Source organism: Neorhizobium sp. BT27B, assembly GCF_050455485.1.
Taxonomy (GTDB): domain Bacteria; phylum Pseudomonadota; class Alphaproteobacteria; order Rhizobiales; family Rhizobiaceae; genus Neorhizobium.
On record NZ_JBCIYT010000019.1, the window covers coordinates 1 to 14,804 of the forward strand.

19 protein-coding genes are annotated in these 14,804 nt (G+C 55.8%); 13 read left to right on the forward strand and 6 right to left on the reverse strand.

The genetic code is table 11. The features are described 5' to 3' along the window. On the forward strand, nt 1-389 hold a 389-nt coding region (locus AAIH70_RS29050), incomplete at its 5' end, for a Crp/Fnr family transcriptional regulator (RefSeq protein ID WP_430037461.1). A 13-nt stretch (nt 390-402) separates the two neighbouring features. On the opposite strand, the gene AAIH70_RS29055 is transcribed toward AAIH70_RS29050, so the two are convergent. From AAIH70_RS29055 to AAIH70_RS29065, 3 genes are all read right to left on the reverse strand, one after another. Beyond that, nucleotides 403-669, reverse strand: coding sequence for a DUF982 domain-containing protein (locus tag AAIH70_RS29055; protein ID WP_132281686.1), 267 nt, complete (start codon nt 667-669; stop codon nt 403-405). Nucleotides 670-691: 22 nt separating this feature from the next. Further along, on the reverse strand, nt 692-1,069 hold the full coding sequence (locus tag AAIH70_RS29060) for an ArsR/SmtB family transcription factor (RefSeq protein WP_132281689.1): 378 nt from the start codon (nt 1,067-1,069) through the stop codon (nt 692-694). A gap of 449 nt (nt 1,070-1,518) precedes the next feature. After that, nucleotides 1,519-2,589 carry a nucleotidyltransferase family protein gene (locus AAIH70_RS29065; protein WP_430037465.1) on the reverse strand — a complete coding sequence of 357 codons (1,071 nt, stop codon included), beginning with the start codon at nt 2,587-2,589 and terminating at the stop codon, nt 1,519-1,521. 678 nt (nt 2,590-3,267) lie between these two features. Here AAIH70_RS29065 and AAIH70_RS29070 point away from each other — a divergent pair. The 3 genes from AAIH70_RS29070 to AAIH70_RS29080 all read left to right on the forward strand — a co-directional run bounded on the left by AAIH70_RS29070 (nt 3,268) and on the right by AAIH70_RS29080 (nt 7,355). After that, complete coding sequence (locus AAIH70_RS29070) at nt 3,268-3,459, forward strand: CsbD family protein (RefSeq protein WP_132281722.1); 192 nt, start codon at nt 3,268-3,270, stop codon at nt 3,457-3,459. A gap of 237 nt (nt 3,460-3,696) precedes the next feature. Beyond that, nucleotides 3,697-6,864: a type II toxin-antitoxin system ParD family antitoxin gene (locus AAIH70_RS29075; protein ID WP_430037468.1), complete on the forward strand. Its 3,168-nt coding sequence runs from the start codon at nt 3,697-3,699 to the stop codon at nt 6,862-6,864. Nucleotides 6,865-7,199: 335 nt separating this feature from the next. After that, complete coding sequence (locus tag AAIH70_RS29080) at nt 7,200-7,355, forward strand: hypothetical protein (protein WP_165932187.1); 156 nt, start codon at nt 7,200-7,202, stop codon at nt 7,353-7,355. A 362-nt stretch (nt 7,356-7,717) separates the two neighbouring features. Here AAIH70_RS29080 and AAIH70_RS29085 read toward each other — a convergent pair whose 3' ends face one another. After that, nucleotides 7,718-8,608 carry a PhnA-like protein gene (locus tag AAIH70_RS29085; protein ID WP_132281698.1) on the reverse strand — a complete coding sequence of 297 codons (891 nt, stop codon included), beginning with the start codon at nt 8,606-8,608 and terminating at the stop codon, nt 7,718-7,720. Nucleotides 8,609-8,805: 197 nt separating this feature from the next. On the opposite strand from AAIH70_RS29085, the gene AAIH70_RS29090 reads away from it, so the two are divergent. From AAIH70_RS29090 to AAIH70_RS29115, 6 genes are all read left to right on the forward strand, one after another. Beyond that, nucleotides 8,806-10,293 carry a PAS domain S-box protein gene (locus AAIH70_RS29090; RefSeq protein WP_430037471.1) on the forward strand — a complete coding sequence of 496 codons (1,488 nt, stop codon included), beginning with the start codon at nt 8,806-8,808 and terminating at the stop codon, nt 10,291-10,293. 114 nt (nt 10,294-10,407) lie between these two features. Then, nucleotides 10,408-10,587: a CsbD family protein gene (locus AAIH70_RS29095; RefSeq protein ID WP_430037474.1), complete on the forward strand. Its 180-nt coding sequence runs from the start codon at nt 10,408-10,410 to the stop codon at nt 10,585-10,587. Nucleotides 10,588-10,607: 20 nt separating this feature from the next. Continuing rightward, a complete protein-coding gene (locus tag AAIH70_RS29100; protein ID WP_430037477.1) occupies nt 10,608-10,895 on the forward strand; it encodes a hypothetical protein in 288 nt (95 codons plus the stop codon). A 26-nt stretch (nt 10,896-10,921) separates the two neighbouring features. Then, the gene (locus AAIH70_RS29105) at nt 10,922-11,431 is read left to right on the forward strand and encodes a DUF992 domain-containing protein (protein WP_132281707.1); all 510 of its coding nucleotides are present in this window, start codon (nt 10,922-10,924) and stop codon (nt 11,429-11,431) included. 491 nt (nt 11,432-11,922) lie between these two features. Next, nucleotides 11,923-12,132: a cold-shock protein gene (locus AAIH70_RS29110; RefSeq protein ID WP_132281710.1), complete on the forward strand. Its 210-nt coding sequence runs from the start codon at nt 11,923-11,925 to the stop codon at nt 12,130-12,132. Between the two features lie 378 nt (nt 12,133-12,510). Continuing rightward, on the forward strand, nt 12,511-12,891 hold the full coding sequence (locus AAIH70_RS29115; RefSeq protein ID WP_132281713.1) for a DUF6481 family protein: 381 nt from the start codon (nt 12,511-12,513) through the stop codon (nt 12,889-12,891). A gap of 313 nt (nt 12,892-13,204) precedes the next feature. Here the strand turns inward: AAIH70_RS29115 and AAIH70_RS29120 are convergent, their stop codons facing one another. Both AAIH70_RS29120 and AAIH70_RS29125 read right to left on the reverse strand, forming a co-directional pair. Next, nucleotides 13,205-13,423, reverse strand: coding sequence for a hypothetical protein (locus AAIH70_RS29120; RefSeq protein ID WP_430037482.1), 219 nt, complete (start codon nt 13,421-13,423; stop codon nt 13,205-13,207). Between the two features lie 2 nt (nt 13,424-13,425). Beyond that, nucleotides 13,426-13,602 carry a hypothetical protein gene (locus AAIH70_RS29125; protein ID WP_430037484.1) on the reverse strand — a complete coding sequence of 59 codons (177 nt, stop codon included), beginning with the start codon at nt 13,600-13,602 and terminating at the stop codon, nt 13,426-13,428. A 173-nt stretch (nt 13,603-13,775) separates the two neighbouring features. On the opposite strand from AAIH70_RS29125, the gene AAIH70_RS29130 reads away from it, so the two are divergent. The 3 genes from AAIH70_RS29130 to AAIH70_RS29140 all read left to right on the forward strand — a co-directional run bounded on the left by AAIH70_RS29130 (nt 13,776) and on the right by AAIH70_RS29140 (nt 14,598). After that, nucleotides 13,776-13,982, forward strand: coding sequence for a hypothetical protein (locus AAIH70_RS29130; RefSeq protein WP_430037487.1), 207 nt, complete (start codon nt 13,776-13,778; stop codon nt 13,980-13,982). A 65-nt stretch (nt 13,983-14,047) separates the two neighbouring features. Next, nucleotides 14,048-14,371: an ATPase gene (locus tag AAIH70_RS29135; protein ID WP_430037490.1), complete on the forward strand. Its 324-nt coding sequence runs from the start codon at nt 14,048-14,050 to the stop codon at nt 14,369-14,371. Nucleotides 14,372-14,469: 98 nt separating this feature from the next. Then, complete coding sequence (locus tag AAIH70_RS29140; RefSeq protein WP_132281904.1) at nt 14,470-14,598, forward strand: entericidin; 129 nt, start codon at nt 14,470-14,472, stop codon at nt 14,596-14,598. Nucleotides 14,599-14,804 lie beyond the last annotated feature (206 nt).

A 14,804-nucleotide genomic window follows, 5' to 3' on the forward strand; every position in this document is an offset into this window, starting at 1 on the left:
GTCCACCTCTTTTTAAGTGGACACCACATGCCAAAGCTCAATCAATTGCAGAAGGTGCGGAGAAATTCGCGCTTACCGTCCAAGGATCATATACAGCGCTTTCAAACGCGACCGACAAGATCGAACAGCGTCTCGCCCGTTGGCTATTGATGTGTCACGACAGATCCGACGGAGATAAAATCGCGCTGACTCATGAATTTCTATCTGCGATGCTTGCCGTCAGGCGCCAAAGTATCACCACTACACTGCATGTTCTAGAAGGCTTGCATTTTATTGAAGCGAAGCGAAATGAGATAACCATCCATAATCGGCGCGGCCTAGAGGGCTTTGCAGGTGGTGCCTACGGTCCGGCGGAGGACGAATACCGAAAGCTTATTGGCCCTTTCTAAGCAAGGAACCAAACTAATCGTCTTCTGAGCGGTGTGCGTCTTCGTCAGCGCAGGCGGCGATAAAAGGCTTACGGCACATTTCTGAATGAATGCCGCCCGTTAAAGCAAGCTGGCAAAGGTCATGGGCACGCCGATAATTCGCTCCGGACTTATAGCTGAATGTCTTTAAGTGCCTCAGAGCGTCAGCCGGTCCTTCAACCTTCCTCGACAGGCGAGCGTCTTCCCCGACGTGCACCGGCACCTTCCAACGGAGCGAAAATCCAACAGCAATGATGCTCATAGCGGTTTCACTGAAATCTGCATCATTCTCGGGTGGTTGCAAGCGCGACTAGATCCATCTGGACCGTTTCAGCTTCGAGCAAGGAGGACTCCTGCGGGAAATCTTCGATTCCGTAGATTTCATAAAGCGCCTTGAGCAGAAACCTGACCCGGGGTGACTTGCAGAAGTAAAAAATTGTCTGGGCTTCTCGTCGTGTGGTGACGAGCCGCGCTCCACGGAGCTTTCCGAGATGCTGAGAAAGAGCAGATGGGCTCAACCCAACCTGGATGGCCAGCGAGCCGACAGACGTTTCATGCTGCCTTAGAACATCCAAAATGTGCAGTCGTTTTTGGTTCGCCATCACCGCCAAAAGATTGGAGGCTTGGATCACGGCGTGTGGGTCAACGAGTAAGGCCTGCATCTTCGGCTCCCAGCCATGCTCGATCACACCATAAACAGGCGGCGCGATCGAAGCGGTTAATCTCGCGTGCGCTCGACTTTTATTGTGGGGCGGTGCAGATTTTGTAACACTGTTTTAGAATTCTCACAACATGAGCTCGAAGCCATCTGTCCGGTATCGTGCTAATCATCTGCGGGGGCCGGTCTTGGACGCGGTGAGTGCAAATTTGCTCATGTTCAATTAAATATAGCTATTTTTCTCTCAGTGTCGGCGGTGACGCGGCTTTCCGTCACCCATAACTCAAAAGAGGGGCCAAGATTGTCCGATATCGCACAAACAATATTATGCCTTCTCATCGCCAGCTAATCAAATTGCGGTAATGTGACCCTCCAAACACCAAGGTCGCAAGACTTGCCCTCCGACATCGGCTTGACCTGCTTTCCTTCGCCCTCTTGGACATCCCGCAGATGCTAACTGCCGAGTTCTTCGGATGCGACTCCGAGGCAAGCACCCAAGGCCGCCTTGCCGACGTCAGGCATCATCGCCAGGCCCGCAGTGATTGCCTCCTGCCACGCCGATCCTCTTTCCCATGCCTCCGTGTAAGCATCGGCCAGATCGTCGGACCTTCGCGTTTGCTGTAAGGCCTCACATAGGAGCGCAGCTTGCTGCAAATCCTTGTCCTGCTTGCCACGGCCCGTAATATCGTTCGTCCGCCGCCTTGAGGCCACGATGAGCTTGTGGACGGCATATCGTTCAGGAGACGGCACAAGGACGCTCACTCCCGACCTGTGAAGCAACACAGTGCGGATCGGGTCGCGTATCAAAAAATCCAGAAAACGCAGGTTCTCCGCCGATGCACCACCAAGCGCAGGCATAGGCGAAGGCTTGCCTGTAAAGTCGTCGCTCCCACGATTGCCCGTCAGAAATTCCACGCGGTAGCCCGAAGCATTGGCGAAAGCCGTCACCTTCACCCTATCGGCCTGGTGCGGAACCGCCCGGAATGTTGCGTCGATTGTTTGCAGCAGATCGAGAACAGGCGGCAGGCTGTCGCCCAATTCAGCGGAAATCGCAAAATCCTGGGCGAAATCTGCATCGCCTGTCTGCATGGCGGTATTCGGTAGACGAACACCAAGGATGCCAGCATAACACCCGAACGCCACCGTTCCGATCAGAACGGCTCGCAGTCGAAAAAGCCCGCCGTCAGCGAGAGTTTCGACAACGTCGCCCGCGAACCGGTCAGGGCCAGTCATGCCGCCTGATCGGAGAAGCGTGCTCACGAGGCGGCGGCGGTCCTTTGCGTGTTCCTTGATATCGCGAAACCGCCCGACCCGAGCCGTGATTTCGGGATCGGCATGGGGGCCGACATATCGCCTTTTGTCGCCCTCAGGCGTAGGAAAGTCGAAATACCAGTAGTCCTTGCCTTTGACAGGCACGGTGACGAAGCGACCTTCGATCGGATAATCGGCTTCGAATTGGGCATCCAGCGAACGTTGGGCGAGTTCGGAGAACATCGTTCGATAGGCAATGTCTATTTCCCGCATCAAGCAAACCCGTCGTTATAATGAAATTACAAAAAAATTATAACGCCACTTATCGGCTGTCAACACGGCCGTTCAGCTCCGGATGTGCTTCAGATAGGAGCTCTAAAACCCGGGCTCTGTTGCAAAAATTGTTGTTGGCTGACGATGCCTTGTACCTCGGCCCTTAGGCGGTCTTCGCCTCGACGTTCTGGGCAAGCAGCGCCACCTTTTAACGGTGTTCTGGTGGAGCAGGGCACACCGGACATTATCGATAATCCGCAGACGCAAACGTTTGCAGCCTACCTTCGTCAGGAGGCATCGGGTGAAATCGAGCACGCAACGGACGTGCAGCAGCCTGCCGTGACCTCACTGCCTGCTGCCAAACTGATTCACACGGAAAGATGAACGGGATGCTGCCCTATCAAACCGAAGCTGAAGCGGCCATAGGTGCTGACCTCTACCGCTATCTCGTCGGCCGCGCCGTCGAGGTTAAGACCGATCACCAGAGGCTTGTCTTCAGTCTTAAACTAAGATCAGTTCTCAAGCTTGCGTGAACGCTGGAGATATCCGGAACGAAAACCCGTGATTTACATTCTCGCTCCAGCGGTTCGTAGTGAGGCGGACATCGACCTTCTGGGCAGAGAGGCTCGGTTGGAAAGCGAGCCAAACTATGCCGTAATCAACAAGGAGATTAAGACCATGGGTTCGACATCTGATAAGATTTCCGGCAAAGCCAACGAGTTGATCGGCAAGGCAAAGCAGGCCGTCGGTGACGCTACCGACAATCGTACCCTCGAAGCGAAGGGCGTCGCTCAGGAAGCAAAGGGCGATGCGCAGCAGGCCAAGGGACATGCCAAGGATGCTTTGAAAAACGTGGTCGACAAGGCCTAAGTCTTTACAGAGATTTTACGGAGGCCCGCTTTAAGCGGGCCTTTCTCATGTGATCGAAATGCGTTGGGTTGCGTATATTGCAGATGAATCCGACTTTCGATTGGTATTATAGATGTTGCAGAGCTGCGGGCCGACGCGAGCTCGTGTTCAGCTAGGCCATGTGTCACGAGATTATCTCGCGCCTCCAGCTGCTTGATACATGTTGACACATTTCGCGTTCCATGGAACGAGCGATTTATGGCCAAACGTCTCACACGCAATTTTTCCCTGACCCCGGAGCTTGAGGGTTTCATCGCTGAGTGCCTGTCATCGGGAGATTACGGCAATGCGAGCGAGGTCGTCCGATCAGGACTTCGCCTGCTCCGTGAAAGTGGCAAGCCAGCTGTGGCAAATCCGTCAATCTGGCCAGTCGGCGGCGGAGAATGCGGGAAAGTCATTCGTGAAAAAGGTTGGACCGAAACACCGCTGGGGCCTCCAGATGACTGGTCGATCGAACTACGGACGACTGTTGCCAATATCATCAACTCTCCGGTCGCCAAAGTCCTCATGTGGGGTCCGTCCCACACCATGCTTTACAACGATATCTACGCAGAGCTCGTGGCAGACAAACACCCAGCTGCTCTTGGAAGCAATGTTGCGGAAATCTGGCCTGAGGTTTGGGACTGGAATCGGGAGATGATCGAGGCCGCTCTTCGTGGCGAGCTTCGTTCGTATCGAGACCAAAGCATGACGCTCATTCGGAACGGTCAGGCTCAAGAGTTCATTTTCGATCTATTCTACACGCCTGTTTATGAAGCCAGTGGCAAAATCGGCGGTGTCATGTGCACCGTCGTTGATAACAGTGGTCGCGTTGCGCTGGAAAAACGCGCGAGCGATAGCGAAGGCCAACTCCGCCGTGTCACGGACGCAGTGCCTATGCTGATATCTTATGTCGACCGCCAGCACGTTTATCGTTTCGCCAATCACGCTTACGAGGCTTGGTTTGGTATGAAACCCGATGACATGATCGGCAAACATATCGCAGCAGTGATCGGTGAGGGGCCGTACGAAAATCGACGGCCTGACATTGATCGTGCACTGGCTGGTGAAGTCGTGACCGGCGAAACCGACATGCCAGTACAGGGCGGCGCGCCTCGTCGGCTCGAGATCCGTTACATACCGCATGCCGAAGCCAATGGGACAATCTCTGGCGTCTACATCCTTGGCATCGATATCGAAGAGCGAACTGTACGCGAAGCCGAGCTCGCAATGAGCAACACCCGTTTTCACACGGCCATGAATGCAGTGCATGGCGTCCTTTGGACAAACAGTGCTGATGGACGGATGGTTGGCGAGCAACTGGGCTGGGCGTCGCTGACCGGTCAGACCTTCGATCAATACCAGGGTTTTGGCTGGGCCGAAGCCGTGCACCCGGACGATATGAAAGCATCGGTCAACACCTGGAACGCCGCAGTCGAAGCGAAATCCATGTACGTGCACGAGCATCGGGTTCGTCGCCACGACGGCGCATGGCGCCAGTTTGCAATTCGGGCGCTTCCGATCATCGGCTCAAAGGGCGATATCGTTGAATGGGTTGGAGTACATACCGACATCACACATCAGCGTGTGGCAGAGGACGCCCTTCGGGAACACGCCGAAGCACTTTCCCGGCAAGTCCGACACCGTGAACGGGCCGAGGAGCAGCTTAAGCAGCTCAACGAAAACCTTGAGGCGCGCGTCATTTCAGAGATCGCCGAGCGCCGGCAGGCTGAAGCCAAGCTGGCGCAGGCTCAGAAAATGGAAACCGTCGGAAAGTTAACCGGCGGGGTCGCCCATGATTTCAACAACCTGCTGCAGGTCGTGTCTGGCAATCTGCAGCTTCTGGCGAAGGAGGTTGCTGGTAATCAACGCGCCGAGGCGAAAATCAACAACGCTATGGCTGGTGTATCGCGAGGTTCAAAACTTGCCAGTCAACTCCTGGCTTTCGGGCGGCGTCAGGCACTGCAGCCCAAGGTCGTCAATATCAGCCGGTTCATCCGCGATATGGACGACATGATCCGCCGCGCAATCGGTGAAGCGATCGAGGTCGAGACAATTGTCAGCGGTGGGCTCTGGAATACATTCATCGATCCGACACAGATCGAAAATGCTTTGCTGAACCTCGCCATCAACGCGCGCGATGCAATGGACGGGCAGGGCAAGCTGACGATCGAGCTCTCAAACGCTCATCTCGACGACACATATGCTCGCACTCATGACGAGGTTAACCCGGGTCAGTACGTCATGTTGGCAGTCACGGATACCGGTTCCGGCATGCCGCCCGAGATCATCGAGAAAGTTTTCGAGCCTTTCTTTTCCACCAAGGCTGAAGGGAAGGGCTCCGGCCTCGGCTTGTCGATGGTCTACGGCTTTGTCAAACAGTCCGGCGGACATGTGAAAATCTATTCGGAAGTCGGCCACGGCACGACGATCAAGCTTTACCTGCCGCGCGCAGTTGAAGCGGAAGATGTTGAAGTCGCTGTCGACAACGGGCCGATCGTCGGGGGCACGGAAACCGTTCTGGTTGTCGAAGATGACGCAGAGGTGCGCGAAACGGTCATCGCGTTGCTGACCGACCTTGGCTATCGCACGCTGAAGGCAGTTGATGCTTCGAGTGCACTCACAGTGATCGATAGTGGTATCCCGATCGATATCCTGTTCACCGATGTCGTCATGCCGGGCACGCTGAAAAGCCCCGAGCTGGCGCGCAAAGCAAAGGAGCGGCTGCCAAACATAGTCGTTCTGTTCACATCCGGCTATACCGAGAACTCAATTGTCCACGGCGGTAAACTCGACGCCGGCGTCGAGTTGTTGTCGAAGCCTTACACGCGCGAAGCGTTGGCGCGGAAGTTTCGTCACGTGTTGGCAAACCAAGCCCAACGACTGAATGTTTCAACCAAGGAACCACAACGAGAACCTTCGTTAGAGCCCGAGGCGTCTCTGGCTGTATCTTCACGCGAGGCGGAGGCAGGCAAGGAAAAAGTAGGGCGCGTCACGGTACTGCTTGTCGAGGACGACGCGCTCATCCGCATCAATACAGCCGAAATGCTGCAGGATGCTGGCATGATTGTGGTGGAGGCCGGCAGCGCCGAGGAAGCGAAGGCGGCCCTCCAGACCATGGCAATCGATGTGCTCGTGACCGACCTCAATCTACCAGGTGCATCCGGTATAGAGTTGGCGAACGAAGCCAGAAACCTTAGGCCCTCAACTCTCGTTGTATATGCCACAGGCGATCCTTCGGCGGTCCGCGGAGAACGAGGGGCGACGGTCGTGGCTAAGCCTTATGACGCGACGAAACTCGCAGAGGCGATAGCCAACGCGGGGTCCGATAAGCGTGGCGAGGAAAAAGTTGCTGGGGAGAACAACGATCACGCGCAGGAGGCTTAGTTGCTTGCGCCGAAGTCTATCAAATGACGTGGCGCATTACGCTTGGCGCTATCCTGTATGGGTGCGGCCTGCGTCGGCAGGATTTAGGCTCAGGACCTATTAAATAGCTTGCCTTGTTGCGATGGCTTTGATTCATTTGGACCGAACGGAGGTCGCCGCGATGATCGATTTGCTGTTGCTGTCTGAGGCGCAGATGCGCCGGATCGAGTTGATCGGCTGGTCCTGAGAAGCATCACCTTCGTCTTGCGCAATGGGTTGCGATGGCTTGACGCGCCCCGGAATAAGGTCAGCACAAGACGATATACAAACGTCTCATCCGTTGGAGCAGGCTCGGCGTGTTCAACCGGATTTTGGCCGAACTGACCGCCAGACGGGGCGAGCCCGAGCAATTGATGATCGACGCCACCCATCTGAAAGCCCATCGCACCGCAGCCAGCCCGCTCAAAAGGGGGATGTTCTTAGACGTATCGGACGCACCAAAGGCGGCCTGAACTCCAAGCTGCATGCTGTCTGCGAGGATCACCGCCGACTGCTCATCCTGCTTGTAAGCGAAGGGCCGATGAGCGATTACAAAGGAGCGGCGAAGATGATCGTCGCCTTTCCCAAGGCCAAGTCCCTACTGGCCGACAAAGGCTACGACGCCGACTGGTTTCGAGAGGCTTTGGCCCAACGCAAGATCACCGCCTGCATTCCATCGCGGGCAAACCCTAAGGTCTCTATAAGACCTCGATTTAGTTACTGTGAACTGGTCGCATTCGACATTTATGCAAGCCCTTATTGTGGACCACTTGGTATTCGAAGGTGGACGGGAAACCGATCCGTGTCCCGTCACCCAGCCAGCGACTTAAAGAGTTTACGCATCCTCACGATGTACGTGCTTAGTAATCCCGGCTGCGCCGCCGATCCATGCTGCTATTGCTCCGAGAAGCAGCGCCACAGCAGCAGTAATCGCGCCAACCGAGATCGTTTTTGTCGCAGCTTGCGCCGCTTCGGTTGCCTGTCGTTTTGCTTCCGCCGCGGTAGTCTTGTACTGCTCTTCATATCGAGCAACCTGCTGTCGCGCTTCATCAACCGGGATATTCTGAGCGCGTGCCAACGCGTCAGCTGCGCGGTTGCGTGCTTCTTCCGCCTGAGCTTGGTCTCCGGTCAGCGCAGCGCGAACTGCGGTGATCGCGGTGTCGCGCAGAGCTGCCGGATCGTTACCTCCGCTCGCCTGACGAATGTTTTGCTCGATTGTACCAATCGGGTCGGTCGCGGTCGATAAAGAGGGGGCAGCTGTCGCAGCAGCAGTTGCAACGGTCGAGCCGGTGCCGGACAGGATACCGCTGAGACCAGAAAATGCCCCACCTACTAATGCACCAACGGACGTCGTGAGAAGGTAGACGACAAGCAATGTGGTAACTGCCCATGTTGTTAGCCCATGAAGCGAGCCTGTTGACCGGCTCACCTTGCCCGAAAGTCGGCTTCCCACGAAGCCGCCGACGAAGGCCGCCAGGACGCCGCTTACGATAAACCAGCCGGCTGTTCCGATTGAGAATGCCGTTGCAGTGGGATTGTCGCCGGTTGCCGGATCAATCACTGCGGCGCCAATGCCTACCCCCAGGAGATTAAGTAGGAGCTGAACAACTGTGGCAATTACGACCCCCGCGAAGATTGCACCCCAAGATACCTTATGTAGCTCGGCGTCTATCAGGACGCGTCGTTCATGCGCCACGCCGAACGTGGAAAGGTGTGGTTCGGTCATCGTTTTTCTCCCAAGGGCCGCTTGATCGCGGGTGGCAAATAACGCTGATTCCAATCTTTGGTTCCTCAAGTCCAAAACGTGATCATCTGTAGTATTTCTGTCACGTCATCTGGTCGCTTTGAATTTGGCAGTACGCCTTTGTTTTCGATGGCGCGGGCCTAAGTTCTGCTGGGATAGCCATTAGCCGTGGAGTTCCTTTGTCAGATCCCGCCCCCAAACTCGAAGCCACCCGCAATGTCCTCAGAGAGCTCGTTGCCGGGCTGACTGATGGCATCATCGTCATTGAGCCAAACGGCGTGATAGGTTGGGCGAACGATTCCGCCCTCGCCATGCATCGGATCGCGGCGATTGGCGATCTGGGGGAGACCGTCGCTGAATACCGCCGCAGGTTCAGTCTGCGCTACCGGAACAACCACTTGTTGGACAAGGGGCAGTACCCGCTTGAACGTTTACAGGCTGGGGAAACGTTCGACAGCGTGACAATAGAGATCTCGCCGGTGACCGATAGCGATTTGACCTGGGTGCATGCGGCTCGCGGATTGGTCCTCGATGGAATTGATGGTCATCCCGCTTTGTTGGCTTTGATCCTGCGAGACGAAACGCCGCTTTTTGAGGCAGAGGAGCGCTTCGAACGATCGTTTAATGCCAACCCCGCTCCAGGTTTGATTTGTCGTCTTGAAGATCAGCGTTTCATCAGAGTGAATCAGGGTTTCATTGAGATGACCGGCTACACCAAGGAGCAGGTTGTGGGACAAACGGTTGAAGATCTAGGTCTGTTCGAAAACTGCGAAACGGGGGAAGAAGCGCTTATAAAGCTGGCAGAGGGTCGCGTCATTCGACACCGAGAGGCGCTTGTTCCACTCCCTGCTGGCGGCGACCGGATGGTGATGGTGGCGGGCGAGCCGATTGCTGTGCAGGAGGAACCGTGCATGCTGTTCACCTTCGCCGATCTCGACGCCCGCCGTCGCGCCCAAAACGCATTGCGCCAAAGCGAGGAACGGTTCTCAAAATCTTTCCGGCAGTCGCCGTCTGCCGCGGCGATCACGAGGCTGGAGGACTTCGCATTCATGGAGGCCAACGCTGCGTTCCTGCAGCTCACGGGACTCGCAGAGACAGAGCTGCTTGGAAAATCCCCGAGCGACATCCATCTGTTTGCTGATGTGACGGACCGTCGGGCGTTGGAGCGTATGCTACGAGACAATGAGCCAGTGCAAAATGTCGAGGCGCGGTTGTCGGTCAAGGGTGATGGAACAGTAGACTGTCTTGTTTCTGCTGAGAGGGTTGAGATGAACGATCAGCAAACAGTCATCTGGTCGTTGCAAGATGTCACGGATCGAAAGCGCACTGAAGACGAGTTGGTCGAAGCTATAGGCAGCGTCATGGCGGATACCTCCTGGTTTGGCAGATCGATTGTCGAGCGACTTGCCGCCATCCGCCAAAAGTCAAAGGGGAAAGTATCGGATACGATGCTTTTGGATCTGACAGAGCGGGAGCGACAGATCCTTGGGCTGATATGCGAGGGCATGGGCGACGCTGAAATGGCGGCGATTGTGAATTTGTCGAAAAACACGATCCGGAACCACGTCTCCTCACTATATTCGAAGATCGGCGTCAACAGGCGAACGGCAGCAGTTGCCTGGGCGAGAGATCGCGGATTTTCCGGAAAAGCACCTTCAAGGACCTAAAATAGGTCATCAAGTACCAGTCTGGTTGGTACATTTCTCTCTACGATAAGCGTCACGGCCACCATAAGTTTCTAGCCATAGCCGCCAAGGAGCGCGGCGTGGAAGGAGACAGTCATGGATAAGAACCGTATCGAAGGATCCGCCAAGGGGCTTAAGGGCAGCATCAAAGAGGTGGCTGGCAAACTCACCGGCAACACTTCGCTCGAGGCTGAGGGTAAGGCCGACAAGGCAGCCGGCAAGGTCCAGGCGGCTGCTGGCAAAGCCAAAGATATCGCCAAAGACAAACTGCTCTGATCAGAGCCGGAGGTTGAACAATGTTGTTTTCCGCCACCCAGCAAACTTTCCCGATGTTTATTGCCGATCAGACGACCGCAACCGCCCTGCGAGCCATTCTCGCTTACCAACCTGGCCTGGCCACTAGCGGCCTTGATGTGCGGCTCGAAGGGCACTCGATTGCGATTGAAGGCACCGTGGCCAGTGAAAGGCATCGCCAGACGCTACTCGACATCGTGCACGATTTTACCGCTATCCCGATTGTCTGCCTCGTTACCGTTCGGAACACGCCTGAAGGTGACGGCGCGGCAGGCCGATTGTCGAGCTAAACAAAAATTTCGCTAAGGAGAACGTCATGTTCAAAATAATCGCACTCGCGACTGCCACGAGCCTTGCTTTGGTAAGCGCCGCCGCCTCTGCTCCCAAACATAGCAGCCACAGGAGCCAGATGGCAGAACAGCCGAAGCAGCGTCTCGGAACGCTGTCATGCGCGGTCGCCGGTGGCGTCGGGTTGCTTATCGGATCGAACCGAAGCGTTGACTGCACCTTTAGGCAGCGGACCGGCAAGACTGAGCGGTACACTGGCAGCATAGGACGACTGGGCCTGGACGTTGGTGTCACCGGCAAACGCTATATGAGCTGGATCGTCGTCAATACGGCGCCAACCCGGGTGGGAGAGGGCGTACTAGCCGGGACATATATCGGCGCATCCGCCAGCGCGTCTGTAGGCCTCGGCCTGGGCGCGAATGCTTTGATTGGGGGAAATGCCAAGAATCTCGCCTTGCAGCCTATTAGCGGCGAGGCTGGCACTGGCCTTAACATTGCCGCTGGCGTGTCTCAGCTGAAGCTTGAACGGGCTGGATAGCGCAACGCGGAAATACCTTATTCGCCCCAGGCAAAAAGGAAGCGGATGGCACATCGCCGTCCGCCAAAATAAGCTAATGGAGGCAGGCCATGACGTCAACAAACGCACTTAAGGATCTTCTTAAACTGGTGAGATCGCTTCGGTCCCCGAGGCCCAACTCGACCGAAGGCCTCCGTGAACGCCGACTGAAAGTCCAAGACACTGTTCGTAAGCTAAGACAGGCATTTCAATGCCAGGATGTGGGTAGTGACGATGGAAATGGTCAGTAAGACGTGTTCAACCGATGGATGTGAAATGCACGGTCTGAAAACTAAACGTTGACGCAGCAATCTTTATTCGGTAGTTCTGCGCCATCGATCTTTTGTTGCCGAGCTTTGTCTACCGCGCGATTGGCACCGCGCTCTAAGCGAACTTCTCTTTCAAAAATAGTCGGTTCATCCGTGTGGCGTCTGCTTCACGGCTCCTCACTCTATGCTTTGAAAGGGTTCATCATGACCACTGGCACAGTAAAATGGTTCAATTCCACCAAGGGTTTCGGCTTTATCGAGCCGGACAACGGCGGCGCTGACGCCTTCGTACACATCTCGGCTGTTGAGCGCGCAGGGATGCGCGAGCTCGTCGAAGGTCAGAAGATCGGCTTCGAACTCGAGCGCGACGTGAAGTCGGGCAAGATGTCGGCCTGCAATCTGCAGTCCGCTTAATCGATATCTGCTTCCCTTTGACCACGGATGTACTGGCATCGCCGGAAGCACGCTATCAGTTTGAGGCCAGGCAGTCTGCCTGGCCTTATTCATTTCAGCCTCGTCGCCAATATCGAGGTACACAATGACAGAAAAATACAGCAAACCTCACTAGGACGCAGAGACTATTTCCGGCTTGGTCCGGACCGAGGACTTTTCCAAAACAACGCACGGAAATAACTTCAGTCGGTTGAGCAGGCGCGTGATGCTGAGACCTTACGGCTTCGAAGCGCGGCTTGCAAAGGACCAAGCTGACCAAGCGACTGCGACCGCCACGCTTGTTGCCAAGCGCATCAATTCCCACTGGTCGCTGCCGTCTACCATTATTAGGATCTACAATTGAGAAAACTCAGAAATAACGAACTCGCCGACCGACAGTCCGCCGCATCAGGTGCAAAAGCGGCTCTACTCGACGCCTACCGAGCCGCGAAAACGGCCGCAGAGCTTTCTCGCATCGCCAGGCAAGCGGAGCGCGTCTCATTGGTTGAAGCGCGAGAAGCTCGTCGTGCCGAACGGGAGCGTCTCAAGTTTGAAGAGAGCACCCGGCACGAAAGAGAAGTGGCTGAAAAGCAGGAATCTATCGAGGCGGCAGTGAGGGCTGAAACAGAGGCACGCAAGACTGCCGAGAACGCCCGCATCTCACGTGTGGTTGAAGACGAGGCTGCCCGTAAGGCCGAGCGTGACCGTCGCTATGCCAACCGCAAGGCCAAGCGGGCCTAGGCTTGTAAGATGCCGGAACTATCCATCGGCCGATTTAGCTGCTCTCTCAACCGGGGCGCACCCTTATTTGACTATAGGGGCGCGATCGTGGAACCTGACACCAAAGATATGCTGGCGATCAATGCGCTCAAGACAGTTCTAACCGTAAAAAAGGCCCGCCGAGGCGGGCCGGAATAAGTGCTGTGGAGAGCCTGAGAGAAGCGCGACAGGTTCTCAGGACATAACACGGATGGTAAACGTACGTGGTTAATAAATCGCTGCGGTATGCGGCAGCCGCGTAGGATGCCCGAAGTAGTAGATTCTGGCTGCTATTTTAACCACCTGCCGGACGGAACCATATGACACTGCCGTCTTCGGCGATGAGGACAGCTCGCTCGAGGCCCATATATGCATTGTCGGCTTCGATCGTTTGCATAGTTTGCGCGACAGCACTGCTGTCGTCCTCCGCATGGAAGTCACTTGAGTGCTGGACTGATAAAAGCGGATCATCTCCAATACCGCCCACGCCGATTTGCAAGCTGTATTTGGCCATGCCTATCGGTCACTTTCTAAAAGCTGCTCCGCCGACTTGGGCCGGCGGTAGACCTTCATAAAAACATCCAGATTGGTTCTCGATGGGCCGGAGATGTTGAAAATGCGTTCCGCTTCCTCGCGAAACAAAGCGTATTCCTTACGGAACTGCTCTACGGTGTAAACAGACTGCCCTGACATGCGTTCCTCCATTTCCGGGCGAAGAATGCGTCAGGCGCGCTTGGGTTCCCAGTACAAACAAAAACTACGGCTTGAAAGCCAGCGGCGCGAGCTGCTGGGATATGGCAAGCCGATTCCCTGCAATCGTTAGAGTTTTCTCAAAATACGAGGCTGTCCATTAGCAGATCGCCATTATGAAGTACGGAACATTACTGCCAAACTCCAGCAACCCGTGGCCACAAAGCTGCGGGTTCTTTTTTCATTTGGAGATGAGAGGCTATCGGTACGGCTCGATCCGTCGAGTGCTCAACCGGATGTCGGAAGAGCAGGCGGCAGAGGCTGGCGTGCCGGGGACTGATCGGTTTGGCTACTTCTACACAACCGACGGCAAGGCAACCTGACGCCGCTATCGCATCGTTTCGAGTGGCGACACCTAGCCAGCGTGCCGTTTGGAAACGGGCGAGGCATGGCAAAGCCGCAGGATTTCGCGCCGATGTTTACGGAATGGAAGTTGCCCAGCGCTGAGGACGTCGCGGGCGGGATCAGCGAAGAGCAGCGGGCCGCGATCTTTACTGCCGTTGCCAATGCCGAACACAAGAAATCGCCACAGGCAAAGAACTGGGTGGGGGTAGCGGTGGCTTTCGAGCTCGGACTGGACTTAGCGGACGAGCCTTCGAAGAAGCGCGTCAGCGGGCTCGTGCGGGCGCTGATCAAGGAAGGCGCATTGGTCGAAAAGGAAGAGCGAGATCCAATCCGGCGAGAGACGGCGGTGTTCGTGCGGTCGGCCTGAGAGGTATCGCCCTCACGGAAATAAGCCCTATGTGTTCAAAGTGAACATCTGGAGAGAGGATAATTTCCGTGAAGAAAACTTTAGCGACCGTGCTCGCAATGACATTCATCGCCGCCGCTTTGGCGTCGTGCGGCAACACAATCCGCGGCGTGGGGCGGGACACGGCAAACACCGTTGATGCTACTCAGAGCGCTGGGAAGCGCGTTGATCGCGCCGCGCGCTACTAAGCTGCGATAGCGACAGTATTATGCGAAAGGAGGCCGGGCGAGCGATCGCGCCGGCCTTTCCATTTTATAACCGCAAAATAGCGTGAAACATTACGGGAACATTGGCAGTCTATACAGGTTGTGATGCAGGAGGAAACGATCATGCATAAAACACCAAGCAGCACACATGACCTAGCGTTTTACCTCGGCCTGAACGCGGCGCTTTT

Excerpts from the sequence above, each read along its gene's own strand:
- AAIH70_RS29135 (WP_430037490.1), top strand. The coding sequence starts at position 14,048 with ATGGCAAAGCCGCAGGATTTCGCGCCGATGTTTACGGAATGGAAGTTG.
- AAIH70_RS29130 (WP_430037487.1), top strand. The coding sequence starts at position 13,776 with ATGAAGTACGGAACATTACTGCCAAACTCCAGCAACCCGTGGCCACAA.
- AAIH70_RS29070 (WP_132281722.1), top strand. The coding sequence starts at position 3,268 with ATGGGTTCGACATCTGATAAGATTTCCGGCAAAGCCAACGAGTTGATC.
- AAIH70_RS29125 (WP_430037484.1), bottom strand. The coding sequence starts at position 13,602 with ATGTCAGGGCAGTCTGTTTACACCGTAGAGCAGTTCCGTAAGGAATAC.
- AAIH70_RS29095 (WP_430037474.1), top strand. The coding sequence starts at position 10,408 with ATGGATAAGAACCGTATCGAAGGATCCGCCAAGGGGCTTAAGGGCAGC.
- AAIH70_RS29065 (WP_430037465.1), bottom strand. The coding sequence starts at position 2,589 with ATGCGGGAAATAGACATTGCCTATCGAACGATGTTCTCCGAACTCGCC.
- AAIH70_RS29060 (WP_132281689.1), bottom strand. The coding sequence starts at position 1,069 with ATGCAGGCCTTACTCGTTGACCCACACGCCGTGATCCAAGCCTCCAAT.
- AAIH70_RS29055 (WP_132281686.1), bottom strand. The coding sequence starts at position 669 with ATGAGCATCATTGCTGTTGGATTTTCGCTCCGTTGGAAGGTGCCGGTG.
- AAIH70_RS29075 (WP_430037468.1), top strand. The coding sequence starts at position 3,697 with ATGGCCAAACGTCTCACACGCAATTTTTCCCTGACCCCGGAGCTTGAG.
- AAIH70_RS29140 (WP_132281904.1), top strand. The coding sequence starts at position 14,470 with ATGACATTCATCGCCGCCGCTTTGGCGTCGTGCGGCAACACAATCCGC.
- AAIH70_RS29120 (WP_430037482.1), bottom strand. The coding sequence starts at position 13,423 with ATGGCCAAATACAGCTTGCAAATCGGCGTGGGCGGTATTGGAGATGAT.
- AAIH70_RS29105 (WP_132281707.1), top strand. The coding sequence starts at position 10,922 with ATGTTCAAAATAATCGCACTCGCGACTGCCACGAGCCTTGCTTTGGTA.
- AAIH70_RS29110 (WP_132281710.1), top strand. The coding sequence starts at position 11,923 with ATGACCACTGGCACAGTAAAATGGTTCAATTCCACCAAGGGTTTCGGC.
- AAIH70_RS29100 (WP_430037477.1), top strand. The coding sequence starts at position 10,608 with ATGTTGTTTTCCGCCACCCAGCAAACTTTCCCGATGTTTATTGCCGAT.
- AAIH70_RS29085 (WP_132281698.1), bottom strand. The coding sequence starts at position 8,608 with ATGACCGAACCACACCTTTCCACGTTCGGCGTGGCGCATGAACGACGC.